Raw genomic sequence first — 24864 nt, forward strand, 5'->3', positions numbered from 1 at the left:
TTTTGTGTGGGGGGCTGTTTTTTTTTAACCCGACCCTGTTGGGGGGGGCCCGCCCGGGGCCCCCCCCGGTTGTGCCCCCGCACCGGGGGCCGCGGCGGCGGTGGTCAATCGATGCTCGATGGGGATCAGAGGTACTGACCGGTGTTGGCCACCGTGTCGATGGAGCGCCCGGCCTCGTCGCCCTGCTTGCCGGAGACCAGGGTACGGATGTAGACGATCCGCTCGCCCTTCTTGCCGGAGATCCGGGCCCAGTCGTCGGGGTTGGTGGTGTTGGGCAGGTCCTCGTTCTCCTTGAACTCGTCGACGCACGCGGCGAGCAGGTGGGCCACCCGGATGCCCTTTTGGCGGTGCTCCAGGAAGTCCTTGATCGCCATCTTCTTCGCGCGACCCACGATGTTCTCGATCATCGCGCCGGAGTTGAAGTCCTTGAAGTACAGGGTCTCCTTGTCACCGTTGGCGTAGGTGACCTCCAGGAAGCGGTTCTCCTCGTTCTCCGAGTACATCCGCTCCACCGCGACCTGGATCATCCCGGTGACCGTGGCGTCGCGGTTGCCGTCGTGTTCGGCCAGGTCGTCGTCGTGCAGCGGCAGCGAGACCTTGAGGTACTTCGCGAAGATGTCCTTGGCCGCCTCGGCGTCCGGACGTTCGATCTTGATCTTCACGTCGAGTCGGCCCGGGCGCAGGATGGCCGGGTCGATCATGTCCTCGCGGTTGGAGGCACCGATGACGATGACGTTCTCCAGGCCCTCCACGCCGTCGATCTCGGACAGCAGCTGGGGGACGATGGTGTTCTCCACGTCCGAGCTGACGCCCGAGCCGCGGGTGCGGAAGAGCGAGTCCATCTCGTCGAAGAAGACGATGACGGGGGTGCCCTCGCTGGCCTTCTCGCGGGCCCGCTGGAAGACCAGGCGGATGTGCCGCTCGGTCTCGCCGACGTACTTGTTGAGGAGTTCGGGGCCCTTGATGTTGAGGAAGTAGCTCTTGCCCTGTTCGTTGCCCTGGGCCTCGGCGACCTTCTTCGCGAGGGAGTTGGCCACGGCCTTGGCGATCAGCGTCTTGCCGCAGCCGGGCGGACCGTAGAGCAGGATGCCCTTGGGCGGGCGCAGCTCGTGTTCCTTGAACAGGTCGGGGTGGAGGTAGGGCAGTTCCACCGCGTCGCGGATCATCTCGATCTGGTTCCGCAGACCGCCGATCTTGGTGTAGTCGATGTCCGGGACCTCTTCGAGGACCAGTTCCTCGACCTCGCTCTTGGGCACCCGCTCGTACACGTAGCCCGAGCGGGAGTCGAGCAGGAGCGAGTCGCCCGCGCGCAGCGGGGCGTCGAGCAGCGGCTCGGCGAGGCGCACCACGCGCTCCTCGTCGGTGTGCCCGATGACCAGGGCGCGTTCGCCGTCCTCGAGGAGTTCCTTGAGCATCACGACGTCGCCGATCAGCTCGTACTCCATGGCGTCGACGACGTTCATGGCCTCGTTGAGCATGACCTCTTGGCCACGCCGGAGTTCGTCGGGCTCGATGTTGGGGCTGACGTTCACGCGCAGCTTGCGCCCGCCGGTGAAGATGTCGGCCGTGCCGTCCTCGTTGGCCTGTAGGAACACGCCGAACCCCGAGGGGGGTTGGGCGAGTCTGTCCACTTCCTCCTTGAGGGCCACGATCTGATCGCGGGCCTCTCGCAAGGTCGCGACCAGTCGCTCGTTTTGTGTGGTCATGCCGGCCAAGGACGTCTGAAGATCGACGACCCGCTCCTCGAGCAAACGGCTCTGGCGCGGTGAGTCGGCGAGCTTGCGACGCAGGACGGCGACTTCCTGCTCTAGAAAAGAAACCTGGCTTACGAGGTCGTCCGTACCCCGAGCCGGCCTCCCACCACGGTTCATGTCGTCGTCGTGGACTGCCACGGCCCTCACCTCCTCCTGGGAGCTGCGACGTCTCCGACCCTACCTATGGCAGGAGGGGTTGAAACCCCTTGATCAGCAAGACTGTCCGGGCGTGTCCGATCTTCACCCGTGCGATTGCCCCCACGCTTGTGAGGATCAGATACCCACCCGACCGCGTCGGGAAGCAGGCGCGAGTAGGGTCTGTTGGTCGCGTGTCGGTACGAATCGGTGAAGAGAGAGGCCGCATGTCCGCGGAAAACGAACCCCTCGAGGTCTGGATCGATCAGGATCTCTGCACCGGGGACGGCATCTGCGTCCAGTACGCGCGGGAGGTCTTCGAGCTGGACATCGACGGGCTGGCGTACGTCAAGGGCGCGGACGACGAGCTGCGCACCGAGCCGGGCGCGGTGGTTCCGGTGCCCGCGCCGCTGCTCGTGGACGTGATCGACGCCACACGCAAGTGTCCCGGGGAATGCATCCACATGCGTCGTGTTTCCGACGGGGTCGAGGTATTCGGGCCGGAAGCCTCCTGAATTCCGCTTTGTGGTCTCGTGTCTGGCGACGCGTCAGATCCGTTGGGCACCGAGTGGAGTCAGTCGCCAGCGCAGTGTCGTGCTCGTGTCGGGGCAGCAGCGCGGGATGTCGGGCGTGGACCAGCCCTGCGCGTGTGCGGTGATCGTGTCGCCGGCGCGGGTGAAGTCGTCGACCAGCAGGCCCTCGTCGGTGCCGAGGAGGGTGGCCACCAGGCGCGGCGCGCCGGCGTCCCAGGCGTAGGCGAGCAGCGCGGTGGGCGGGCTGCCGGAGCCGGCGGCGCAGGTGACGCGGACCACGGTGGGCCCGTCGGGGTCGGTGAGCACGTTGTGGACGCGGGTGCCGACGCCGGGGCAGTCGAGGGGGAGGGCGAGCCCGGCGAGTTCGGCGGCGCTCGGGCCGCCGGCGGGTCGGCGGTTGCCCGCGAGCGGTGCGGCCTGCACCGTCTCGGTGGGTGGGCCGGCCGGTTTTCGCCCCTGCTCGGTGGTGGTGCCGCCGGCGTGGGTGGGTTCGAGGGTGCGCGGCGCGGCCGGGGGGTCCTGTTGGTTGGGGCGGCCCCGGGCCGGTGCGGTGACGCCGGGTATGCCGCCGTCGAGGGATGCGGCGGCCCAGATGACCAGGCCGGTCACGACGATGAACAGGAACACGATGCCCGCGGCGGCGAAGGCGATGCCGTTGCGTACGTCGGGTATCTCGCGGTGCGGGGGGATCGTGGTGTCGGGTGGTCCGTCGGTGGTCGCGAGCCCGCGGGGACTGTCGCCGCGCACGGGCCGGTTCTCAGAGTGATCGTCCGCCACGGTGGATGACCATATGCGGCGGGCCGGGCCCCGGTACAGGGTTCCGGCCCGCCTTGTCTCAACCATTACCGGCGATTCGACCCGTCGCTGACGGTGGGTCAGGATGCCGCCGAGTCGCCCGCCTCCGCGCCGGGGCCGGCGTAGTCGTCGCCGTAGGAGCCCTTGGACGGGCGGCGCCGGCGCAGCGGCGGTTCCACCCCGTCGGCCAGTCGGCGGGCGGTGACCAGGAAGCCGGTGTGTCCGATCATCCGGTGGTCGGGGCGCACCGCGAGGCCCTCGACGTGCCAGGAGCGCACCATCGACTCGAACGGCTGCGGTTCGGTGAAGCAGTTCATCACCCGCATGGTCTCCACGGTGCGCGAGAGCTGTGTGGTGGTGGCCACGTAGCAGCACACCAGGCCGCCGGGGGCGAGCGCCTTGTAGACCGCGTCGAGGCATTCCCAGGGCGCGAGCATGTCGAGGATGACGCGGTCGACGCCGGTCTCGACGAGGTTGTCCTGGAGGTCGCCGACGGTCAGCTTCCACGCGGGGTGGGGGGCGCCGAAGTAACGTTCGACGTTCTTGCGGGCGATGTCCGCGAAGTCCTGTCGGCGTTCGTAGGAGGCGAGCTGCCCGCTGTCGCCGATGGCGCGGAGCAGGAAGGTGCTCAGCGCTCCGGAGCCGACGCCGGCCTCGACGACGCGGGCGCCGGCGAAGATGTCGGCCATCGCGAGGATCTGGCCGGCGTCCTTGGGGTAGATCACCGCGGCGCCGCGGGGCATGGACAGGACGAAGTCGGGGAGCAGAGGTCGCAGCGCGAGGTAGTCGGTGTTCCCGGTGGACCGTACGACGGTTCCTTCGGGGGCGCCGATCAGCGCGTCGTGTTGAAACGAGCCCTTGTGGGTGTGGAACGCCTTGCCCGCTTCGAGGGTGAAGGTGTGGTGGCGGCCCTTGGGATCGGTCAGCTGAACCTGGTCCCCGACCTGGAAGGGTCCGCGCCTGCGCGCGGTACCGGTCGGTTCGGACATGGGGGTCAGCCTAGTCGGTCGGCGGCGACGCTCCGACGCGTGGGTCCGGGGCCCATGGGGGTCGAACCGGGGCTCGGTTGCATAGCATCTTGAGCGTGACTGATTCGAGCAGGCCGCAGGGACGCCGGGTGCGGCAGGACGAGGCTCCGCGCCGGGAGCCGAGGCGTGGCCTGCTCATGGGGCGTCCGTTCGGGGTGCCGGTCTATGTGGCGCCGACGTGGTTCGTGATCGCGGCGGTGATCACCGTGTTGTTCGCGCCGACGTTCCAGAGTCTGTTCCCGGATCTGGGGCCGTGGCGGTTCGTGTTGTCGTTCGGCTTCGCGGTGTTGTTGTACGTGTCGGTGCTGGTGCACGAGTTGGCGCACGCGGTGACGGCGCTGCGGCTGGGTCTGCCGGTGCGGCGGATCACGATCCAGTTCCTGGGCGGGGTGTCGGAGATCGACAAGCCGGAGACGGCGCGGCACGAGTTCCTGGTGTCGGCGGCGGGGCCGGCGTTGTCGTTGGTGCTGGGTGGCGGGTTTTGGCTGATCGGCCTGGCGTTGCACGTGGACACGTTGCCGGGGCGGATGATCGCGTTGTTGGCGGTGTCCAATCTGTTGGTGGCGGCGTTCAATCTGCTGCCGGGGTTGCCGTTGGACGGTGGCCGGATGTTGCGGGCGGTGGTGTGGCGGGTCAGCGGGCGGCCGTTGGCGGGCACGATCGCGGCGTCGTGGGCCGGGCGGGTGCTGGCGGTGGTGGTGCTGGTCGCCGCGGTGGCGTGGTCGTTGGGGGCGGATGCGGGCGCACGCACGTACACGATGATCTTCGGCGCGTTGGTGGCCGGTTTCATGTGGGCGGGGGCGGTGCAGTCGTTGCGGGCGGAGCGGTTGCGCGAGCGGTTGCCGCAGTTGCGGGTGCGGGTGCTGACGCGGCGGGCGATTCCGGTGGCGGCGAGCGTGCCGTTGGCGGAGGCGTTGCGGCGGGCGCACGAGGAGGGGGCGCGGGGGCTGGTGGTGGTGGACGGGGGCGGGGAGCCGGTCGCGCTGGTGCGCGAGTCGGCGGTGTTGGCGACGCCGGAGCATCGGCGGCCGTGGGTGGCGGTGGGGGCGTTGGCGCGGGATCTGGCGGAGGGGATGCGGGTGCCGGCGGATTTGGCGGGTGAGGAGTTGTTGGTGGCGATGCGGGGCGCTCCCGCGAGTGAGTATCTGGTCGTGGAGCCGGATGGGCGGGTGTACGGGGTGCTGGCTCGGACGGATGTGGAGCATGCGTTTTTGGCCATGATGCGAGGGTGAGTGCGGGCTTTTGGCCTCATGCGCCGGCCCGGGCTGCTTGGCCTCATGCGCCGGCCGGGCTGAGGGGCTCGCTTGCGGCGCGCGTCGAGCTCGCGCCGGGTGGTGGCGCACCTTTTTTGGCCTCGAACGCCGGCCGGGCTGATTGGGCTGCCCCTACCGGGCCGGGGGCGCTGCTTACGACGCGCGCCGAGGTTGCGACGAGTCATCGCGGACCCTTTTTGGCCTCGAACGCCGGCCGGGCTGATTGGGCTGCCCTGGTCGCGAAGTGGGCGCGGGGGCTGATTGGGCTGCCCGTCGGCCGCGTAGCGGACGCGCACCGCAGCGCAAAGCGGTCCCCCGCGCAGCGCAGCGCCCCCGGGCGCGTAGCGGACGGGCGTCTCGGGGCGGAGCGACGACCCGCCGCGGCTGCGAAGCAGACGTGCAGCCCTCCGCCCGCGCCACGACCCACCCCGCGCTGCCCCACCCTCGCTCACGCCCCCACCGCGCGTAGCCCCTCCCCCGTCGCCCCAGCCCACTCCCACCTCCCTACCGGCTCAACGCCCCGGCGTGACCGTCACCGTGTACCGCCCCGCCGCCGAGGTGTCGACGCGGGCGACGGTGCCATGGGTATCCACCCGGGCCCGCCCCGGCCCGGCAACGCGGATTGTCGGGGGTTCGGCGTATACGTCCTTCGGGAGGGTGATCTCCGTTGGAGCATCGGCGCCCCGCCGGGTCGTGAAGGTCAGGGTGTAGGTGCGGGTGTCGATGTCGTAGGTGTACGACTCCGGGTTTCCGGCCACCGCGCGGGCGTAGGGCTGGATCAGGAGTTTGTTGTTGGGCTTCATGCGGCCGTCGGCGTCGAAGGTGCAGTAGCCGCCGCCGTTGCACCATTGCCAGCCGGCCCAGCCGGTGCCGAAGCGGTCCATGGCGGCGGTCATGCGTCGGTAGAACAGCGGGATGTTGGGCAGCGACTGGTCGGGCGGGCCCCACTCCCCCACGATCAGCGGCAGTTTGTTCGCCTTGGGGTAGGCGGTGATCGCGGCCTCGTAGTTCTCGATGAAGCCGCCGGCCGGGTCGTAGTCGGCGCCGGTCTCCATGGCGGTCTCGTAGAAGTGCGGGGCGTAGGCGACCTTGTCGTCGCTGATCGGGCCGAGCGCGGTGGGCACGCCGAGGCCGACGATCGGGGTGGGTTCGACGAAGATCCAGTTGCGGCGGTCGACGAGGCGGATCGCGTCGGTGAGCCGGTTCCACGTGTCGGTGATCTGGGTCGATTCGAGCCGGGCGGCGGCGGTGGGGATGTCCTCGCCGTCGCGGAAGCGGCCCATCGGCTCGTTCATCAGGTCGTAGCCGAGCACCGCGGGGTGCCGGCCGAACGTGGCGGCGACCCTGGTCCACATGGCCGCCTGCGCGCGCCGCAGGTCGCGGTCCTCGTACAGGTGGTCGAACGCGGCCTGGACGCCGGGCGTGTAGTACTCGGCGAACCAGTCGCCGGGCACCGGCTCGTACGGCAGGCCCTCGTCGCGGGTGGTCCACTCGGGGTTGCCGCGGTGGTCGGAGAAGTAGGGCCCGTAGACGTCCTGGTGCGCGTCGAGGATCACCTTGACGTCGTACTTCCGGGCCCAGTCGAGGATGCGGCCGATGCGGGCGAGGTAGTCGCGGTCGTAGCGGCCCGGGCGCGGCTCCAGGTCGTCCCAGAAGAACAGCACCCGGGCGAGGTTGAAGCCGCGCGAGGACAGTTCGCGGAACTGGTTCTCGGTGACGTCCTTGAACGCCTGCGCGCCGCGGTGGGCCTTGTCGCCGATGTTGAAGCCGCGCCACTGGGTGGCCCGCCCGTGCTCGTCGGCGATGAAGGTGCGGTCGCCGACGGTGATCTTGTCGGGTCCGCGGCCGTGGTGCCCGCCCTGCGCGTACGCGGGGCCGGGCAGGCCCGCCAGGAGCAGGCCGCCGGCGAGTGTCGCGGCGCCGAGCAGTCGGGTGCGGGTGGGGACGCGCATGGGGCCTCCGTCGTGACGAGGGGTGGGGGACGGGGAGGGCGTGCGTGGGACTCGCGGGCCGGTATCGCGCCTCGCGGAGCCGGACTCTACTGACTGGTAGTCGCGATGGACAGGGCCTTCGACCCGCGCGGGCGCACAGGGTGTCGCCGTGCGCGCATAGGGTGTGCGGCATGAGTGCCAGCTCCTCCGAAGCCGCCGGCGTCGCGTCGGCCGATGTCGATCCCGCCGCCGCGCCGAGTGTCGCGGTGCCCGCCCAGGCCGGTGTGCGGGAGTCGCGGCCGCCGGTGTCGTTGTCGCCGTCGCGGGCGGCCGACTTCATGCAGTGCCCGCTGCTGTATCGGCTGCGGGTGATCGACAAGCTGCCGGAGAAGCCGAGCGCGGCGGCCACGCGCGGCACGGTGGTGCACACCGTCCTGGAGCGGTTGTTCGATCTGCCGAGCGGGCAGCGCACGCCGGAGCGGGCGGTGGCGATGGTGCGGCCGGCGTGGGATGCGTTGTTGGCCGAGCGGCCGGAGCTGGCCGAGTTGTTCGGCGAGGACGTCGCGGGTCTGGGTGCGTGGCTGGCGGACGCCGACAAGCTGGTGGAGCGCTACTTCACGCTGGAGGATCCGAACCGCCTGGAGCCCGCCCGGCGCGAGCTGTACGTGCAGACCACGCTGGAGGACGGCCTGGTGTTGCGCGGGGTGGTGGACCGGCTGGATGTGGCGCCGGGGGGTGATCTGCGGGTGGTGGACTACAAGACGGGCAAGGCGCCGTCGCCGATGTTCCAGGACAAGCCGCTGTTCCAGATGAAGTTCTACGCCCTGGTGTTGTGGCGCCGGCACGGCCGGGTGCCGCGCCGGTTGCAGCTGGTTTATCTGGGCAGCGGCGACGTGATCACCTACGACCCGGACGAGGGCGAGCTGCTCGCGGTCGAGCGCAAGCTGCGCGCGCTGTGGGAGGCGATCGACCTGGCCACGCGCACGGGCGAGTGGCTGCCGCGGAAGTCGAAGTTGTGCGGGTGGTGCGACCACCGGGAGGTGTGCCCCGAGTTCGGTGGCACACCCCCGGTGTATCCGCTGCCGGTGGTGCCGGCCCCGTAGCGGTCCCGTCCGACGGGGCCGGGCGGGCGCTCAGATGGCGCCGGGGCGCACCAGGCCGCTTTCGTAGGCGTACACGGCGGCCTGGACCCGGTCGCGCAGGCCGAGTTTGGTCAGCACGTGGCCGACGTGCGTCTTGACGGTGGTCTCGCTGACGTACAGTTCGGCGGCGATCTCCGCGTTGGACATCCCGCGCGCGACCAGGCGCAGCACCTCCACCTCGCGCTCGGTGAGCATCGCGAGCGTGTCGGGGGTGGGGTCCTCGGCGGAGGGCAGCCGGGCGGCGTACATGTCGAGCAGGCGCCGGGTGATGCTGGGCGCGAGCAGCGCCTCGCCCTCGGCGATGACCCGGATGGCGGCGACGAGGTCGTCGGCGGGCACGTCCTTGAGCAGGAAGCCGCTGGCGCCCGCGCGCAGCGCCTCGACCACGTATTCGTCGAGGTCGAACGTGGTGAGCACGAGGACGCGGGCGGCGTTTTCCCCGTCGCGGCCCGATCCGGCGATCCGGCGGGTGGCCTCGACGCCGTCCATCCGGGGCATGCGGATGTCCATCAGCACCACGTCGGGTTGCAGGGCGCGGACCTGTTCGACGGCCTGTTCGCCGTCGGCGGCCTCGCCGACGACGGCGATGTCGGGCTCGGCCTCCAGGATCATCCGGAAGCCGGTGCGCAGCAGCGGCTGATCGTCGACCAGGATGACGCGGATCGTCATGGGCGGGTCTGCTCCAGTCGGTCGGGGGCGACACCGTCCGGCGGGGCGGCGGTGTCGGTGGGGTTCGTGGCGGACAGGGGGATGCGGGCCAGGACTTCGAAGCCGTCCTGGGCGCGGGGGCCTGCGTACAGGCGTCCACCGTAGAGGGAGACCCTCTCACGCATGCCGAGCAGGCCGTGTCCGGTGCGTTCGCCGGTGGGCGCGGTGCTGCCGCCGCGGCCGTCGTCGGCGACGCGGACCAGGAGTTCGGTGCGGCTGTAGCGCAGCAGCACCCGGGCCTCGGCGGGGCCGGCGTGCTTGAGCGTGTTCGTGAGGGCTTCCTGGACGATCCGGTAGGCGGCGAGGTCGATGCCGGGCGGCAGGGCGCAGGGGGCGCCCTCCAGGGACAGCTCGACGGGCAGGCCGGCCTCGCGGACCTGGGTGACGAGGGTGTCGAGTTGGTCCAGGCCGGGTTGGGGGGCGTTGTGTCCCTCGTTGGGGCCGCCGACGGCGTCGGTGGTGTCGCGCAGGATGCCGACGAGGCGGCGCATCTCGACGAGGGCGCCGCGGCCGGTCTGTTCGACGGCGGCCATCGCCTCCTTGGCCCGGTCGGGGTTGCGCGCGACCATGCGCTGCGCGGCGGAGGCCTGCACGGTCATCACCGAGACGTGGTGGGCGACGACGTCGTGCAGTTCGCGGGCGATGCGGCCGCGTTCCTCGGCGATCGCGGCGCGGGTGTCGGCTTCGCGGGTGCGTTCCAGGCGGTCGGCGCGGGCCTCGAGTTCGGCGGTGTAGGCGCGGCGGAAGCCGACGCTGCGGGCGAAGGCCCAGACGGCGAAGATCGCGGCGAGGTTGGCCACCACGTCGAGGAAGACGATGTCGCTGTCGCGGAGCGCGAGCCAGACGACGGTGGCGCTCTCGGTGAAGCCGAGCGCGACGGCGGCGGGCACGCGGGAGCGGCCGACGGCGACGGCGTACAGCGCGACGATCTGGCCGATGCCGGCGCCCGCGGACTCGTAGTGCGCGCCGGCGAGGAGCAGCCCCGCGGCGCTGACCGCAACGAGGACGCGCAGCGAGTGCGCGCCGCGCCACAGCAGCGGCACGGCGGTCAGCAGGGCGAGCAGTACGCCCCACACGTCGGGGTCGCGCACGTCGCGCAGGCCGAGTTCGCGAAAGTACAGGCCGCCGACGGCGAAGACGGACAGCAGGACGACCAGGGCCAGGTCGAGCACGGTGGGGCGCGGCCAGGGTTGCCGCGCGTCGCGGCCGAGTTCGTGGACGATGTCGGCGAGGCCGGCGCGTGGTCGCACGACCCGGGGCGCGAGATCGCTCGGGGCGGGTCGGTCTGAGGTCCCGGCGGGGGTGTCCGGGTCGGGGGTCACGGCGCGCACGTCTCTTACGGTAGGGCCCCCGGCCGGGGGTTTTGACCCCCTGGGGCCTTGGTCTCGTCCCCTGGGAGGAGCGGTGGGGCGATCTCCTCCCAGGGGCGGAGTCGCGGTCCGTACTCAACGGTGTGGCGGGGCGCGCGAGGGAGTGCGGACAACGCGAGGGACTTCCCTGAAGCCCTGCCCTTTCCGATCGCGAACACTGGACATCACACGGGGAACCCGGCAACGGGAACCACGGGCAGTACTACGGGGGTAGTACTACGGGGGTCCGATTCCTTCGGGGATCGGGCGGAGCACGACCGGGAGACCTCTCGGCGGTCACGGGGACGGGGGAAACCGCCGCCGGGAGGTCGACAGGTCCGACGGGGAACTGCGGGTCGGAGCACGGGGGCTCCGATTCGGGGGAACACGGGGACCCGGGAACCGCGATTCGGGGGAATCGCGGGGAACGAATCCGGGGAGTACGGGAACCGCGGTTCGGGGGAACCGCGGGGAACGAGCAAAGCAGTACGGGGAAACACGGGGATGTGGGAGCGGGCGGGCCTTCGGGGCCGCCCGCTCCCACCTGTTTGTGGGTGGGGCGGGCGCGGCGGCGGCGCCGGTCAGCGGGCGACGCGGGCCCGGGCCAGGTCGCGCAGGTACGCGAGGTCGACCTCTTCGAGGGAGTCGACCACGGTGCGCGTGGGCGCGGGCGGGATGGGCGTCATGCTCGGCACGGCCAGCACGGCGCACCCGGCGGCCTCGCCGGCGGCGATTCCGGTGGGCGAGTCCTCGACGACCACGCAGGCCCAGGGTTCGGCGTCGAGCCGGCGGGCCGCGGTCAGGTACGGGTCGGGGTGCGGCTTGGTGCGCGCGATCTCGTCGCCGGCGAGGGTGAGGCGGAAGTGGTGGGCGCCGATCGAGGGCAGGACTGCGTCCACGATCACCCGCTGGGAGGCGGTGACGAGCGCGCACGGCACGCCCGCGTCGTCGACCTCGGCGAGCAGCCGTTTGGCGCCGGGGCGCAGGTCGACGCCGTCGCGCAGGCGGCGCACCATGTCGGCGTTGATCCGGTGCTCCAGTTCGGCGGGCGGCACGTCCAGGCCGGAGACCGAGAGCAGGTAGGTGACCGCGCGCTCCATGGGGCTGCCGAGGAGTTGCTCGGCGTGTTGCGCGGTGAGGGTGAAGCCGAGGTCGGCCATCACCGCGGTCTCGGTGGCGAACCAGTGGCGTTCGGTGTCGACCAGGGTGCCGTCCATGTCGAACAGGACTGCTTGGAGGCCGTGGCCCGGGCGGGCTCCGGTGGTGGTCGTCAGCGCTGCCGTCATCGGGTGGCCGCCTCTCCGCCGGTTCGCGGCGTGGTGGTGTGGATGGGGTGGGTGAATCTCCTCACGCGGGTTCTCTCCAGGGGTCGGATCCGCCGGTTGGCTCCGGCGGGTCCTCGATTGTGCGGCGTCGTCAGGGATTGGGCAACCGCCGAACGGGGTCGTATGCGGAAACAGTGATCGAAGCGGTCACGACCTGCGGGTTCGCCAGCGCGGCGAGCCGTGTGCGCAGCTGCTCGGGGTCGGTGTGCCAGGCGCTGGGGCCCATCGCGACCACGGTGGCGATCGCGGTGTGGTCGAGCGTCATGGGGTAGGTGAGGGTGCGCCGGTCGCGGGGGGTGAACCAGGGGGCGAGTTTGGCGTCGATCCGCTCCTGCTTGTCCGTGTCGACGCGGAGCAGGTCGAGGGCGGGGACGAGTTCGCCCAGGTGTCCGGGGGCGGGGGCGGCGACGATCAGGGCCCCGTCGGGGTGCAGGACGCGGTGCAGTTCGGGCGGGTTGCGCGGGGCGAACACGTTGAGTACGCGGGCGGCGACGCCATCGCGCACCGGCAGGGGGCGCCAGGCGTCGCAGACGGCCGCGCCCATGCGGGGGTGTGCGCGGGCGGCGCGGCGCAGCGCGTATTTGGAGATGTCCAGGGCGAGCCCGCGGCGGTCCGGCAGGGCGTCGAGGACGCGCGCGAGGTGGTGGCCGGTGCCGGCGCCGACGTCGACGAGGGTGCCGGGGGGTGCGTCGGCGCAGGCGGCGGCGAGCGCGTCGCCGAGCCGGTCGTAGTGGCCGGCGCCGAGGAAGTCGACCCGGGCGGCGACCATGGCGGCGGTGTCGGCGGTGCCGGTGGGGCCGCTGCCGGTGAGCAGGTTGACGTAGCCCTGGCGGGCGATGTCGAAGGTGTGTCCGGCGGCGCAGCGCAGGCCGGTGTCCTCCCCCGCCAGGTCGGCGCCGCAGTGCGGGCAGGCGAGGGTGTGCAGGACGTCGCCGAGCATGTGCCTCGTTCGGGCCGCCGGTGCGGCCGGGGCGGTGGGTGCCCCGGCTGCGGCCGGTGTGGACGGGTGGGTCAGCGGGCGTTGAAGTAGTTCGCCTCGGGGTGGTGGAGCACGATGGCGTCGGTGGACTGTTCGGGGTGGAGTTGGAACTCCTCGGACAGTTCGACGCCGATGCGCTCGGGCCCCAGGAGTGCGGTGATCTTGGCCCGGTCCTCGAGGTCGGGGCAGGCGCCGTAGCCGAGCGAGAAGCGCGCGCCGCGGTAGTGCAGCTTGAGCATGCCGTCGAGGTCGGCGGGGTCCTCGCCGGCGAAGCCGAGTTCGGCGCGCACGCGTGCGTGCCAGTATTCGGCGAGGGCTTCGGCGAGTTGTACGGACAGCCCGTGCAGTTCGAGGTAGTCGCGGTAGGAGTTCTCCGCGAACAGTTCGGCGGTGGCGCCGGACAGGCGCGGGCCCATGGTGGCGATCTGGAAGCCGACGACGTCGATCTCGCCGGATTCCTCGGGGCGGAAGAAGTCGGCCAGGCACAGGTGCCGGTCGCGGCGTTGGCGCGGGAAGGTGAAGCGGGTGCGCTCGTTGCCGGAGTCGTCGAGCACGATCAGGTCGTCGCCCTTGGACACGCACGGGAAGTAGCCGTAGACCACGCCCGCGTCGAGGAGGTTGTCGGTGACGATGCGGTCGAGCCAGTAGCGCAGGCGCGGGCGGCCCTCGGTTTCGACGAGTTCCTCGTAGGAGGGCCCGTCGCCGCCGCGGGTGGGCTTGAGGCCCCACTGGCCCATGAAGGTGGCGCGCTCGTCCAGCCAGGACGCGTAGTCGTTCAGCTGGATGCCCTTGACCACGCGGTCGCCCCAGAACGGCGGGGTGGGCACGGGGTTGTCGACCGCGACGTCGGAGCGGGCGGGCATCTCCTCGGGCTCGGTCTCGATCACCTTGGCGGCGGCGACCTTGCGCCGGCGCAGCGCGGGCAGCTCCACGCCGGGCACGCCGCGCTTGACGCCCATCAGGGCGTCCATCAGGCGCAGGCCCTCGAAGGCGTCGCGGGCGTAGCGGACCTCGCCGGCGTAGATGTCGTACAGGTCCTCTTCGACGTAGGCGCGGGTGAGGGCGGCGCCGCCGAGGATGACGGGGTAGCCGGCGGCCAGGCCGCGGGTGTTCAGCTCCTGGAGGTTTTCCTTCATGATCACGGTGGACTTGACCAGCAGGCCGGACATCCCGATCACGTCGGCGCGGTGTTCCTCGGCGGCTTCGAGGATGGCGGACACCGGCTGCTTGATGCCGATGTTGACCACGTTGTAGCCGTTGTTGGACAGGATGATGTCGACGAGGTTCTTGCCGATGTCGTGCACGTCGCCCTTGACGGTGGCGAGCACGATGGTGCCCTTGCCGTCCTCGCCCTCGACCTTTTCGATGTGCGGTTCCAGGTGCGCGACGGCGGACTTCATCACCTCGGCGGACTGGAGCACGAACGGCAGCTGCATCTGGCCGGAGCCGAACAGCTCGCCGACGACCTTCATGCCGGCCAGGAGGGTGTCGTTGATGATGACCAGCGCGCTGCGTTCGCGCAGCGCCTCGTCGAGGTCTTCCTCCAGGCCGGCGCGTTCGCCGTCGATGATCCGCCGCTCCAGGCGTTCGTTCAGCGGGAGTGCGGCCAGTTCCTGGGCGCGGGTGGCGCGTACGGACTTGGCGTCGACGCCGTCGAACAGCTCCAGGAAGCGCTGGAGCGGGTCGTAGTCCTCGCGCCGGCGGTCGTAGACCATGTCGAGGGCGACCTCGCGCTGCTCCTCGGGGATGCGCGCCATCGGCAGGATCTTGCTGGCGTGCACGATCGCCGAGTCGAGGCCGGCTTCGATGCACTCGTTGAGGAAGACCGAGTTGAGCACGATGCGCGCGGCCGGGTTGAGGCCGAAGGAGACGTTGGACAGGCCGAGGGTGGTCTGCACCTCGGGGTGGCGGCGCTTGATCTCGCGGATCGCCTCGATGGTCTCGATGCCGTCGCGGCGGGTCTCCTCCTGGCCGGTGCCGATGGGGAAGGTGAGCGCGTCGATGATGATGTCGGAGACCTTGATCCCCCACTCCTGCGTGAGGGCGGTGATCAGCCGCTCGGCAACGCGGACCTTCCACTCGGCGGTACGGGCCTGGCCCTCCTCGTCGATGGTCAGCGCGACCACGGCCGCGCCGTGCTCCTTGACCAGCGGCATGATGCGCCGGAAGCGGGAGGTGGGGCCGTCGCCGTCCTCGTAGTTGACCGAGTTGACCACGGCGCGCCCGCCGAGCAGTTCCAGGCCCGCTTCGAGCACCTCGGGCTCGGTGGAGTCGAGCATGATCGGCAGGGTGGAGGCGGTGGCGAGGCGGCCGGCGAGTTCGCGCATGTCGGCGACGCCGTCGCGGCCGACGTAGTCGACGTTGAGGTCGAGCATGTGCGCGCCGTCGCGGGTCTGGTCGCGGGCGATGTCGAGGCAGTCGTCGTAGCGGCCTTCGAGCATGGCCTCGCGGAACGCCTTGGAGCCGTTGGCGTTGGTGCGCTCGCCGATGGACAGGTACGACAGGTCCTGGCGGAAGGGCACCGACTGGTAGAGCGAGGCGGCGGCGGGCTCGTGGCGGGGGTTGCGCGGGGTCAGCTCGCGCCCGTGCACCCGCTCGACGACGGCCTTCAGGTGCGCGGGGGTGGTGCCGCAGCAGCCGCCGACCAGGGCCAAGCCGTAGTCGCGGGTGAAGGTGTCGTGCGCGTCGGCCAGTTCGTCGGGGCTGAGCGGGTAGTGCGCGCCGTCCTTGGTCAGGATCGGCAGGCCGGCGTTGGGCATCGCGGTGACGCCGATGCCGGCGTGCTGGGAGAGGTGGCGCAGGTGCTCGCTCATCTCGACCGGGCCGGTGGCGCAGTTGAGGCCGATGAAGTCGATGCCCAGCGGCTCCAGCGCGGTGAGCGCGGCGCCGATCTCGGAGCCCATCAGCATGGCGCCGGTGGTCTCGACGGTGACCTGGGCGAAGATCGGCAGGTCGACGCCGGCCTTCTTCAGGGCGCGCTGGGCGCCGATGATGGACGCCTTGGTCTGCAGCAGGTCCTGGCTGGTCTCGATGAGCAGGGCGTGCGCGCCGCCGTCGATCAGGCCGGCGGCGTTGACCTCGAACGCGTCGCGCAGCGTGGCGAAGGGCACGTGGCCGAGGCTGGGCAGCTTGGTGCCGGGGCCGATCGAGCCGAGCACCCAGCGGGGGCGGTCGGGCGTGGTGTAGCCGTCGGCCACTTCACGGGCGATCCGGGCGCCGGCTTCGGCGAGTTCGTAGATGCGGTCCTGGATGTCGTACTCGCCCAGGTTGCCGAGGTTGGCGCCGAAGGTGTTGGTCTCGACGCAGTCCACGCCGACGTCGAAGTATTCCTTGTGCACGTTGCGCACGATGTCGGGTCGGGTGACGTTCAGGACCTCGTTGCAGCCTTCGTGGCCCTGGAAATCGTCCAGGCTGGGATCCTGGGCCTGGAGCATGGTTCCCATCGCTCCATCGGCGACGACGACGCGGGTGGCGAGTGCTTCGCGAAGCTGCTGCGGGGTTGCTGTCATGAGAATGCGTCTCCGATGGGTGCGACGGCTGTCGGCTTGCCCGGTGCCGTCGTGACGGCTCGGGCCAGAGCGCCAGCTTAATGCGATCCTCGTCGGGAGCTCGATGACTCGCGGGTGACGTGTCCCACTGGTCACCGTGTGGTCACACACGTTTACCGGGCCGTTTGTGGTGGGTTGGCCGCGCGGGTCGGTGGGCGGGGCGCGGATTTCACTGTGGGCGAAGTCGGCGCCGGCGGGTCTGGTCGCGGGTGCCGCAACCCGTAATGTGGGGACCGTACAGCTCTCGCGGTCCCCACGTACGGTCGGCCGCGGCGCACGGATCCCGGCCCCGGCCGGAAGGAGGCACTGGGTGATCGAGCTCGACGACCTGCCCGAGCTGATCGACCCCGTCATGGTGGCCGCGTTCGAGGGCTGGAACGACGCCGGCGACGCCGCTTCCGCCGCGATCGAGCACCTGGACCGGGTCTGGAAGGGCGAGGTGTTCGCGGCGCTCGACGCCGAGGACTATTACGACTTCCAGGTGAATCGGCCGACCATATGGCTCGACGGCGAAACCCGGCGGATCACCTGGCCGACCACGCGGCTGTCGGTGGTCCGGCTGACCGAGCCGCGTCGTGACCTGGTGCTGGTGCACGGGATAGAGCCGAACCTGCGTTGGCGCTCGTTCTGCAACGAACTGCTGGGCTTCGCGCACGAGTTGGGCGTGGAGACGGTGGTGGTGCTGGGCGCGATGCTGGGCGACGCGCCGCACTCGCGGCCTGTCCCGGTCAACGGGACGACCTCCGACCCGGTGGTGGCGCGCAACGTGGGGCTGGAGCAGTCGCGGTACGAGGGGCCGACCGGGATCGTGGGCGTGTTCCAGGAGGCGTGCGCGCACGCGGGCATGCCGGCGCTGACGTTTTGGGCCTCGGTTCCGCACTACGTGGCGCAGCCGCCGTCGCCGAAGGCCACGCTGGCGCTGTTGCGGCGGCTGGAGGACTTCCTCGACGTGAACGTGCCGATGGGCGAGCTCGCGGAGGACGCGCGGGCGTGGCAGGTGGGCGTGGATCAGCTCGCGGCCGAGGACACCGAGGTGGCCGAGTATGTGCGGTCGCTGGAGGCGGCGCGGGACACGGAGGATCTGCCGGAGGCGTCGGGCGATGCGATCGCGGCGGAGTTCGAGCGGTATTTGAAGCGTAAGGGTGATCAGCCGGAGGGGTGAAAGGCTCGCGGCCACATGGCCCTGATGGGGCTGGGGCGGTGGGCGGGGTATGCCGATGCCGGTCGCGTCGGCGGCGGCGGCCGGCCTCCGGCCCGGGGGTCCTCGAACGCCGGACGGGCCGAATGGGGCCCGAGTCGCCTCCGGGGCCGGGCTGCGCCCCGCCTGTCCTCAAACGCCGGACGGGCTGGACGGGGGCCGGGGCGCCTGCCGGGCCGGGCTACGGACCGGGGGTCCTCGAACGCCGGACGGGCTGGATGGGGCCCGAGTCGGGGGCCCGGCTGTGGCTTGCCTGTCTTTGGTCGCTGGATGGGCTGGCTGCTGGGGTGGACTGGGGGTGCCGCGTGGCTGGATCGGGGGGTTTGGCGTTGGGTTGTGGGGCGGTTGTGCTCATGTGTTGGGGTGGCGTAGGTGGAGCGTGGTCAGCGGGATGAAGCCGGGCTGGGGGTGTTCGGCCGGGGGGTTGGGGGTGGGTAGGTGGCGGAGCATGGATCGGGCTATTCGGTCGGCTTGGGATTTTGCTCGTTCTGCTCGGGTGCCTGTGTGGGCGCCGTCCACCGCTGCGTGCCATAGCTGGAGCCAGCGGCCGAAATGGTGAGCCGTGAGGGGGGCTTTCTCGTGGAGGGTGCGGTGGATGGCCGGCGGGTCGCCTCGGTAGTCGGCGCCGCGTAGCAGGGCGCGGTCCCAGAAATCGGTGATTCGTGGGAGGTGGGTCTCGAGGTTGGTGCCCGCGATCTCGGTGAAGTGGGCGCCGATGACCGGGTCGGCGAAGGCGGCCTCGTAGAAACGGCGCAGGAGGGTTTCCAGGTCGGCGCGGGTCTGGATGTCCGGGCGGGGCGTGCCGAGGGGTGCGGGTTTCACGCTGCCAGCGTAGGTGGACGGGCCGCGCGGGCGAGGTCCTGGGACCTCGCCCGCGCGGTTTGTGCCGAACCCGTCGTCCGCGCCGGTGGACGACGGGCCCGCCTTGGGGGTGTCGTGACCGGGCACCCCCCGGGGGGCCGGGGCCCCCCGGGGGGGGGGGGGGCCCCCGCCCTTCCCGGGGCGGACCCGCCCCGTGTCGGGCCCGCCGCGGATCACGGCGTCTTGCTGTACCCCAGCCCCTCGACGATGCGACCGTCGCGCACCTGCATGAGGTTGACGCCCGCCACGGTGATGGACTCGGCGTGCGCCTCGCCGAACACCTCGTTCACCTCGCCCGGCGTGAATGTCACCCGCCACTTGATCACCGCGCGGTCGTCGAAGACGTAGACGTCCTCGGGTTGGAAGCTGACCTTCGGGTCGGCCGCCAGGTCCTTCCAGAAGGTCTCGCACGCCTCCAGCCCCTCGTAGCGGGTCCCGTCCGGGGCGGGCTGGACCGTGACCATCACACAACCTTCGCCGACCAGGCCCTCGATCAGCGTCGGGTCGTGCTTGGTGAACGCGTCGTTGAACTGCGCGATGACCTCGGCCGTCGACTTGACTGCGGACATGGCGAACCTCCGGGGGTGTGGGGGGGTTGGCGGCCCGCCGGTGCGGCGGCCCGTGACGACAATCTTCCGTTCGGCGTCCGGGACCGACAATTCCCTGCGGGTAATGACCGTTCCGGGTCGGGCGCGCTCCGACCGAAGTAAGTCCCGGTCGGATCCTGCGGGTTCCCCACACGGCGAGCGAGGTCAGCGCGCTCAGGGCGGCGCCGAAGAGCAGTACGCCGGCTGTGCAGACGGTGTCGACCGGGACGCCGCCGAACAGGGCGCCGAGCGCGAGGCCGATGGTGCCGCGTACGTCGCGGCCGGCGGCGGCGCCGGCGAGGAAGTTGCCGACGATCCCCCGGCCGGGCCGAAGGCCGGCAGGACCGGACCGATCAGGTCTCGTCGATCCCGGATCGGTCCTGCAGGATCGGGCTGACGAAGGTGAACGCCGCGAAGTGGCCGCTCACCAGGAGGAGGGTGGCCGGCACGCCGGCGCGCACGATCGGGTTGCGGAACTGCTCGCCGAGGGTGCGCAGCCGCACCGGTTGTGACGCGGGCATCGGCGGCAGCAGGAGGGCCGGCGCGACCACGACCACCGGCCCCGGACCGCCCAGGTCGACCAACACGATGCGCCAGTCGGTGAGTCCGCCGACCAGGGTGCCGGCGGGGACACCGAGCACGTTGGCGACCGTGGCCCCGCCGAAGGCGATCGCGCCGGCGTGCGCTGGATCCCGGTCATGGACGCGGCACCGTCCGTCCTGACAGTGATGTGGACCGAACGTGCGCCCGAGCCGCCGGTCGCCCGCCTGATCGCCGAGGTCCGCTCGATCGTCGGCCGGTCCCCGAACCGACCCGGCCGGGCCCGGTGTCCGGCGGATCCGGGCGGCGTCCGACAAGGCCGCGATCCGCCGGCCGGTCCCGCGTCGACGCCCGCCCTCACGCCCCCGACTCGGGCCCGACGGCCGGAGCCGAACGCATCCGCACCAGCGGCAGGTAGACCTCGTCCACGATGTCGATCACGACCTCGTCCGCGATCGGCGCCCCGAACAACAGGAATTCGTTGCGCAGCAGGTCGGTGGCCACACCCGCTCGGCGCGAGGTCGGCACCCCGGCGTCGATCTCACCTCGCTTGACGGCGCGTTCGAGCACCCGACGGGTCCGTTCCGGGCCGACCGTATGCATCCGCTCCCGAACCAGGCGGGCGAGTTCGGGGTCGTGCGTGGTCTCGGCGAGCAGTCCACGCAGGATGCCGCCGAGCGGACCGGCCAACTTGGCCGCCATCTCCCGCAACAGCGCGATCATGTCCGAGCGCAGTTCCCCGGTGTCGGGTGGTTCGCCCTCGCCCACGCCGATCAACTTGCATGCGTCCATGGCCAGTTCCGCGCGACTGGGCCAGCGCCGATAGAGCGTGGCCTTGCCCGTGCGAGCGCGGGCGGCCACCCGCTCCATGGTCAGTCCGGCGTAGCCGACATCCATCAGTTCGGCCAGCGTCGCCGTCAGGATGGCGTTCTCCAACTCCTCGCCGCGGCGGCGTGGCCCCTTGCGATGGTCGACGCTCACCCCGACCGCCGGGCCGACATTCGGTGACAGGTCAACTCCTCAAAGTTATCGAGAGATCGTTGCGTTCTCTGTGGGATGAGCCTAGCCTCCCAAGCAGAGAACCACTCGTTCTCTATCAGATCAAGGCTGCGAGGGGATCGATGACCGAGACCGCTGCGACCTTCCCCACCGACGAGACCCCGACCTTCCCGACCGGGGCCGGCCCCGACGAGGCTCCCGCCTTCCCGAGCGACCGCACCTGTCCCTACCGACTGCCCGACACCTACAACACGCTACGGGACGCGCCGAGTTCGCTGCGTCGGGTGACCCTGTACGACGGCCGCCCGGCGTGGGTGGTGACCCGGTACGAGGCGGCCCGGAAACTACTGGCCGACCCCCGACTGTCCTCGAATCGCGCGAACCCCGACTTCCCGCTGACCTCACCCCGTCTGTACGCGCTGCGCAACCGCAAGCCCGGTTTCCTCGCCCTGGACCCGCCCGAGCACGGGCCGCGGCGGCGGATGACCATCAGCGAGTTCACCGTGCGGCGGATCAAGGGCATGCGCCCGGATGTGGAACGCATCGTGCACGCCGCGATCGACGACCTGATCGCCGACGGTCCGCCCGCCGACCTCGTCACCCGACTCGCCTTACCGGTGCCCTCCATGGTGATCTGCGAGTTGCTCGGCGTCCCGTACGCCGACCACGACCTGTTCCAGGACGCGAGCAGGCGCCTGCTCCAGGCCGTGGACGGGCCGGAGGCGGTGGCCGCGCGCGACCTGCTGGAGGACTACCTCGGCGGACTGATCGCCCGGCTCGAACAAGACCCCGGTCCGGGCCTGCTGTCCCACATGGTGACGGAGTACGTGGCCAAGGGCGCGCTCGACCGCGCCGAACTGGTCGACACCGCCGTCCTGTTGCTCGTGGCCGGCCACGAGACCACCGCGTCGATGACCTCACTCGGCGTGATCACCCTCCTCGAACACCCCGAACAACACGCCGCCTTGCGTGCCGATCCCACCCTGATCCCGGGCGCGGTCGAGGAGTTGTTGCGCTACCTCGCCATCGCCGACATCGCGGGCGGGCGCGTGGCCGTCGCCGACATCGAGATCGACGGACAACTGATCCGCGCGGGCGACGGCGTGATCGTGGCGAACTCCATCGTCAACCGGGACGGTTCGGTCTTCGAGGATCCGGACACCTTCGACATCCGGCGCTCGGCGCGTCACCACCTCGCCTTCGGCTACGGCATCCATCAGTGCCTCGGCCAGAACCTGGCCCGCCTCGAACTCGAAGTGATCATCGCCGCGTTGTTCGATCGGGTGCCGACGCTGCGACTCGCCGTCCCGGTCGAGGACGTGAAACTGCGGCCGGGCGCCTCGATCCAGGGGGTCAACGAACTCCCGGTGACGTGGTGACCGCCCCCGAACGGGTCGCGCTGCGGGTGACCGGCGACCGGAGCGTCTGCGTCGGCGCGGGCCTGTGCGCGCTGAGCGCACCCGAACTCTTCGACCAGGACGACGACGGCCTCGTCACCGTACTGACGCCGCACCCCGAACCCCGCGCCCACCGCGCCGCCCGCCAGGCGGCCGACCTGTGCCCCTCCGGCGCGCTCCGCGTCATCGAGGAATAGCACCTGCGGAACGGCACCACCGGGGAATACGAGGAACGGCGCTTCCCGGGACCGGCCCGACGACGGGACCGGTCCCGGCCCCGTCACCGCCGTTTGTTTGACGAATCGACCACAAGAGACCCGGACGCGGCGGCCGAGCAGGCGCCATGGGTGCTGGTGTACACGATGTACACCGCCGAGCCCGAGGTCCCCGGGATCCGACGCCCTTCGGGCACCCTTGACCATGAAAACCGATCACCTTATGGTTTTCGCACCGGGCGGTGCCCTCCCCGGCCCGCCCACGAAGCCATCGATCGGAGTCGCCCGGTGGAGCACGATCTCACCCTCGCCGACAAGGCCGCGCTGACCAGCGGTGCGGGACAGATGACCACCAAGGGGCTCGACGCGGCCGGCATCCCGGCGGTCACCATGTCCGACGGCCCGCACGGACTGCGGCTCCAGAGCGAGGACCCGCAGAACGGCCAGCTCGACCTGCGCCCCGCCGCCCCCGCGACGTGCTATCCGCCCGCCGTCGCCCTGGGCAGCAGCTGGGACGTCGAACTCGCCCACCGCGTCGCCGGCGCGATCGCCGTCGAGGCCGCCGCGCACGGCATCGGCGTACTCCTGGGACCCGGCATCAACATCAAACGATCGCCGCTGTGCGGACGCAACTTCGAGTACTTCTCCGAGGACCCCGTGCACTCCGCCGCGCTCGGCGGCGCGATGGTGCGCGGCCTCCAGGACGCCGGCGTCGGGGCCACCCTGAAGCACTACGCGGCCAACAACCAGGAAACCGAACGGATGCGGGTCAGCGCGGACATCGACGAGCGCCCGCTGCGCGAGATCTACCTGCGCGCCTTCGAACGTATCGTCCGCGACGACGATCCGTGGGCGGTGATGTGCGCGTACAACGGCGTCAACGGCGTGACCCTGTCCGAGAACACCCGGCTGCTCACCGACATCCTGCGCGCCGAATGGGGCTACGAGGGCCTGGTGATGTCCGACTGGGGAGCGGTCCGCGACCGGGTCGCCGCGCTGCGCGCCGGCCTCGACCTGGAGATGCCCCCGACCGGCGGCCGTACCGACCGCGAGGTGGTCGCCGCCGTCGACTCCGGCGAGTTGGACGAGGCCGTACTGGACCGCTCGGTCGCCCGGCTGATCCGCTTCGCCCACCGGGGCGCCCGGCCGGCCGGCGACGGCTCGACCGCGCCCTACGACGACCACCACCGCCTCGCCGGCGAAGCCGCCGACAACTGCGTGGTGTTGCTGCGCAACGACGGCGGCCTGCTGCCCCTGGACCCGACCGCCGGGCGCATCGCGGTGCTCGGCGAACTGGCCCGCACCCCGCGCTTCCAGGGCGGCGGCAGCTCCCAGGTGACGCCGACCCGGGTGGACGTACCGCTGGACCGGCTGCGCGCGCTGGCCGACGGCGCCCGGGTCGAGTTCGCGGCCGGATACCCGCTGTCGGACGGCCCCGAACCCGACGCCGATCCGGCCGTGTTGGCCGACGAGGCGGTGCGCGTGGCCGCCGCGAGCGACACCGTCGTCCTCTTCCTCGGCCTGGCCCGCCAGGACGAGTCGGAGGGCTTCGACCGCGAGCACATCGACCTGCCCGCGGACCAACTCGCGCTGCTGGACCGGGTTTTGACGGTCAATCCGCGGGTGGTGGTGGTGCTGTCCAACGGCGGCGTGGTGCGCACCGCCCCCTGGCACGACCGGGTGCCCGCGCTGGTCGAGGGGTTCCTGCTCGGCCAGGCCGGCGGCGGCGCGCTCGCCCGGGTGCTGTTCGGCGCGGTCAACCCCTCCGGCAAGCTCGCCGAGACCGTGCCGCTGCGCCTGGAGGACGCGCCGAGCTTCCTGTCCTTCCCCGGTTCCGAGGGCCATGTGCGCTACGCCGAGGGCGTCTTCGTCGGCTACCGGGGCTACGACGCGGCCCGCCGCGAGGTCGCCTTCCCGTTCGGGCACGGCCTGTCCTACACCACGTTCGACTACGGCGACCTGCGTGTGGAGAGCACCGACGAGGGTGCCGGGTTCACGGTCCGGGTCACCGTGACCAACATCGGCGACCGGGCCGGGCGCGAGGTCGTACAGATCTACTCGGCGGCGCCGGCGGGGTCCCGCGTGGAGCGTCCGGTCCGCGAGTTGCGCGGCTTCGCCTCCGTGCGGCTGGAGGCGGGCGAGAGCCGCGAGGTGGTGGTGTCCTTCGCCCGGACCGACCTCGCCTACTACAGCGTGCGCGAGGACGGTTGGCGGGTGGAGGGCGGCACCTACCGGATCGAGGCGGCGGCGTCCTCGCGGGACGTGCGCCTGACCGTCGAGGTCGACGTCGAGGACTCCTCGCGCACCGGCCTGGACCTGCGCAGCACCCTCGGCGAATGGCTGGCCCACCCCGTCGGCGGCCCGCTGCTCCTGGAGTGCCTGGCCGCGACGGAGCATGCGATCGCCTCGCGCCTGGCGGACGACCCGATGTTGCTGCGCGCCGCGCAGGGCGTCCCGCTGGAGGTGATCGCCGACTTCGCCGGCGGCATCATCCCCCACGACCAACTCGCGGAACTCGCCGCCCGCGTGGCCGCCCCCGTCGGCTGAGCGCGGCGAGTCGGGTGGGCGGGGACCCCTTCCCCGTGGG

Annotated in this window: 20 protein-coding genes; 7 read left to right on the forward strand and 13 right to left on the reverse strand. The window is 71.4% G+C overall.

Translation table 11 applies throughout. The annotated features are described in order from the left end of the window. Positions 1-125 precede the first annotated feature (125 nt). Positions 126-1892, reverse strand: a complete 1767-nt coding sequence (gene arc / locus ACWGR4_RS34455; RefSeq protein WP_380001099.1) for a proteasome ATPase — start codon at positions 1890-1892, stop codon at positions 126-128. Positions 1893-2116: 224 nt separating this feature from the next. Here arc and ACWGR4_RS34460 point away from each other — a divergent pair, with 224 nt between their 5' ends. After that, positions 2117-2404 (forward strand): ferredoxin, encoded by a 288-nt coding sequence (locus ACWGR4_RS34460; RefSeq protein ID WP_078978591.1) that lies wholly within the window; start codon positions 2117-2119, stop codon positions 2402-2404. 33 nt (positions 2405-2437) lie between these two features. On the opposite strand, the gene ACWGR4_RS34465 is transcribed toward ACWGR4_RS34460, so the two are convergent. Then, entirely contained in the window at positions 2438-3199 is a 762-nt protein-coding gene (locus ACWGR4_RS34465; protein WP_452133291.1) for a hypothetical protein, read from the reverse strand. Between the two features lie 98 nt (positions 3200-3297). After that, positions 3298-4206, reverse strand: a complete 909-nt coding sequence (locus tag ACWGR4_RS34470) for a tRNA (adenine-N1)-methyltransferase (RefSeq protein ID WP_380001104.1) — start codon at positions 4204-4206, stop codon at positions 3298-3300. 95 nt (positions 4207-4301) lie between these two features. Here ACWGR4_RS34470 and ACWGR4_RS34475 point away from each other — a divergent pair, with 95 nt between their 5' ends. Further along, entirely contained in the window at positions 4302-5477 is a 1176-nt protein-coding gene (locus tag ACWGR4_RS34475; RefSeq protein ID WP_452133292.1) for a M50 family metallopeptidase, read from the forward strand. A 533-nt stretch (positions 5478-6010) separates the two neighbouring features. Here ACWGR4_RS34475 and ACWGR4_RS34480 read toward each other — a convergent pair. Next, positions 6011-7450 carry a cellulase family glycosylhydrolase gene (locus tag ACWGR4_RS34480; protein ID WP_380001108.1) on the reverse strand — a complete coding sequence of 480 codons (1440 nt, stop codon included), beginning with the start codon at positions 7448-7450 and terminating at the stop codon, positions 6011-6013. A 170-nt stretch (positions 7451-7620) separates the two neighbouring features. Here ACWGR4_RS34480 and ACWGR4_RS34485 point away from each other — a divergent pair, with 170 nt between their 5' ends. Beyond that, complete coding sequence (locus tag ACWGR4_RS34485; protein ID WP_452133293.1) at positions 7621-8532, forward strand: RecB family exonuclease; 912 nt, start codon at positions 7621-7623, stop codon at positions 8530-8532. 30 nt (positions 8533-8562) lie between these two features. Here the strand turns inward: ACWGR4_RS34485 and ACWGR4_RS34490 are convergent, their stop codons facing one another. From ACWGR4_RS34490 to metH, 5 genes are all read right to left on the reverse strand, one after another. Then, on the reverse strand, positions 8563-9240 hold the full coding sequence (locus tag ACWGR4_RS34490; protein ID WP_078978583.1) for a response regulator: 678 nt from the start codon (positions 9238-9240) through the stop codon (positions 8563-8565). After that, positions 9237-10610 (reverse strand): sensor histidine kinase, encoded by a 1374-nt coding sequence (locus tag ACWGR4_RS34495; protein ID WP_380001112.1) that lies wholly within the window; start codon positions 10608-10610, stop codon positions 9237-9239. Before ACWGR4_RS34495 ends, ACWGR4_RS34490 begins: the two co-directional genes overlap by 4 nt. Before the next feature lie 599 nt (positions 10611-11209). Then, positions 11210-11914 carry an HAD family hydrolase gene (locus tag ACWGR4_RS34500; protein WP_380001115.1) on the reverse strand — a complete coding sequence of 235 codons (705 nt, stop codon included), beginning with the start codon at positions 11912-11914 and terminating at the stop codon, positions 11210-11212. A gap of 130 nt (positions 11915-12044) precedes the next feature. Next, complete coding sequence (locus tag ACWGR4_RS34505; RefSeq protein ID WP_380001117.1) at positions 12045-12893, reverse strand: putative RNA methyltransferase; 849 nt, start codon at positions 12891-12893, stop codon at positions 12045-12047. A gap of 71 nt (positions 12894-12964) precedes the next feature. After that, positions 12965-16441, reverse strand: a complete 3477-nt coding sequence (gene metH / locus ACWGR4_RS34510) for a methionine synthase (RefSeq protein WP_380001119.1) — start codon at positions 16439-16441, stop codon at positions 12965-12967. A 349-nt stretch (positions 16442-16790) separates the two neighbouring features. Here metH and ACWGR4_RS34515 point away from each other — a divergent pair, with 349 nt between their 5' ends. Continuing rightward, positions 16791-17642: a PAC2 family protein gene (locus ACWGR4_RS34515; RefSeq protein WP_380001121.1), complete on the forward strand. Its 852-nt coding sequence runs from the start codon at positions 16791-16793 to the stop codon at positions 17640-17642. A 387-nt stretch (positions 17643-18029) separates the two neighbouring features. Here the strand turns inward: ACWGR4_RS34515 and ACWGR4_RS34520 are convergent, their stop codons facing one another. The 4 genes from ACWGR4_RS34520 to ACWGR4_RS34535 all read right to left on the reverse strand — a co-directional run bounded on the left by ACWGR4_RS34520 (position 18030) and on the right by ACWGR4_RS34535 (position 20647). Then, positions 18030-18500: a group III truncated hemoglobin gene (locus ACWGR4_RS34520; RefSeq protein ID WP_452133294.1), complete on the reverse strand. Its 471-nt coding sequence runs from the start codon at positions 18498-18500 to the stop codon at positions 18030-18032. 212 nt (positions 18501-18712) lie between these two features. Further along, the gene (locus ACWGR4_RS34525) at positions 18713-19108 is read right to left on the reverse strand and encodes a nuclear transport factor 2 family protein (protein WP_452133977.1); all 396 of its coding nucleotides are present in this window, start codon (positions 19106-19108) and stop codon (positions 18713-18715) included. A gap of 371 nt (positions 19109-19479) precedes the next feature. Continuing rightward, a complete protein-coding gene (locus ACWGR4_RS34530; RefSeq protein ID WP_452133978.1) occupies positions 19480-19767 on the reverse strand; it encodes a hypothetical protein in 288 nt (95 codons plus the stop codon). Between the two features lie 256 nt (positions 19768-20023). Beyond that, positions 20024-20647, reverse strand: a complete 624-nt coding sequence (locus ACWGR4_RS34535; protein ID WP_452133979.1) for a TetR/AcrR family transcriptional regulator — start codon at positions 20645-20647, stop codon at positions 20024-20026. Positions 20648-20787: 140 nt separating this feature from the next. On the opposite strand from ACWGR4_RS34535, the gene ACWGR4_RS34540 reads away from it, so the two are divergent. The 3 genes from ACWGR4_RS34540 to ACWGR4_RS34550 all read left to right on the forward strand — a co-directional run bounded on the left by ACWGR4_RS34540 (position 20788) and on the right by ACWGR4_RS34550 (position 24824). Continuing rightward, positions 20788-22044 carry a cytochrome P450 gene (locus ACWGR4_RS34540; RefSeq protein ID WP_380009601.1) on the forward strand — a complete coding sequence of 419 codons (1257 nt, stop codon included), beginning with the start codon at positions 20788-20790 and terminating at the stop codon, positions 22042-22044. Positions 22045-22064: 20 nt separating this feature from the next. Next, positions 22065-22259, forward strand: coding sequence for a ferredoxin (locus ACWGR4_RS34545; RefSeq protein WP_380009869.1), 195 nt, complete (start codon positions 22065-22067; stop codon positions 22257-22259). A 363-nt stretch (positions 22260-22622) separates the two neighbouring features. Next, on the forward strand, positions 22623-24824 hold the full coding sequence (locus tag ACWGR4_RS34550) for a beta-glucosidase (RefSeq protein ID WP_452133980.1): 2202 nt from the start codon (positions 22623-22625) through the stop codon (positions 24822-24824). Positions 24825-24864: the final 40 nt, after the last annotated feature.

It is taken from the genome of Embleya sp. NPDC055664 (genome assembly GCF_053618075.1).

Excerpts from the sequence above, each read along its gene's own strand:
- ACWGR4_RS34460 (WP_078978591.1), top strand. The coding sequence starts at position 2,117 with ATGTCCGCGGAAAACGAACCCCTCGAGGTCTGGATCGATCAGGATCTC.
- ACWGR4_RS34470 (WP_380001104.1), bottom strand. The coding sequence starts at position 4,206 with ATGTCCGAACCGACCGGTACCGCGCGCAGGCGCGGACCCTTCCAGGTC.
- ACWGR4_RS34480 (WP_380001108.1), bottom strand. The coding sequence starts at position 7,450 with ATGCGCGTCCCCACCCGCACCCGACTGCTCGGCGCCGCGACACTCGCC.
- ACWGR4_RS34485 (WP_452133293.1), top strand. The coding sequence starts at position 7,621 with ATGAGTGCCAGCTCCTCCGAAGCCGCCGGCGTCGCGTCGGCCGATGTC.
- ACWGR4_RS34490 (WP_078978583.1), bottom strand. The coding sequence starts at position 9,240 with ATGACGATCCGCGTCATCCTGGTCGACGATCAGCCGCTGCTGCGCACC.
- ACWGR4_RS34500 (WP_380001115.1), bottom strand. The coding sequence starts at position 11,914 with ATGACGGCAGCGCTGACGACCACCACCGGAGCCCGCCCGGGCCACGGC.
- ACWGR4_RS34505 (WP_380001117.1), bottom strand. The coding sequence starts at position 12,893 with ATGCTCGGCGACGTCCTGCACACCCTCGCCTGCCCGCACTGCGGCGCC.
- metH (WP_380001119.1), bottom strand. The coding sequence starts at position 16,441 with ATGACAGCAACCCCGCAGCAGCTTCGCGAAGCACTCGCCACCCGCGTC.
- ACWGR4_RS34525 (WP_452133977.1), bottom strand. The coding sequence starts at position 19,108 with ATGTCCGCAGTCAAGTCGACGGCCGAGGTCATCGCGCAGTTCAACGAC.
- ACWGR4_RS34540 (WP_380009601.1), top strand. The coding sequence starts at position 20,788 with ATGACCGAGACCGCTGCGACCTTCCCCACCGACGAGACCCCGACCTTC.
- ACWGR4_RS34550 (WP_452133980.1), top strand. The coding sequence starts at position 22,623 with ATGACCACCAAGGGGCTCGACGCGGCCGGCATCCCGGCGGTCACCATG.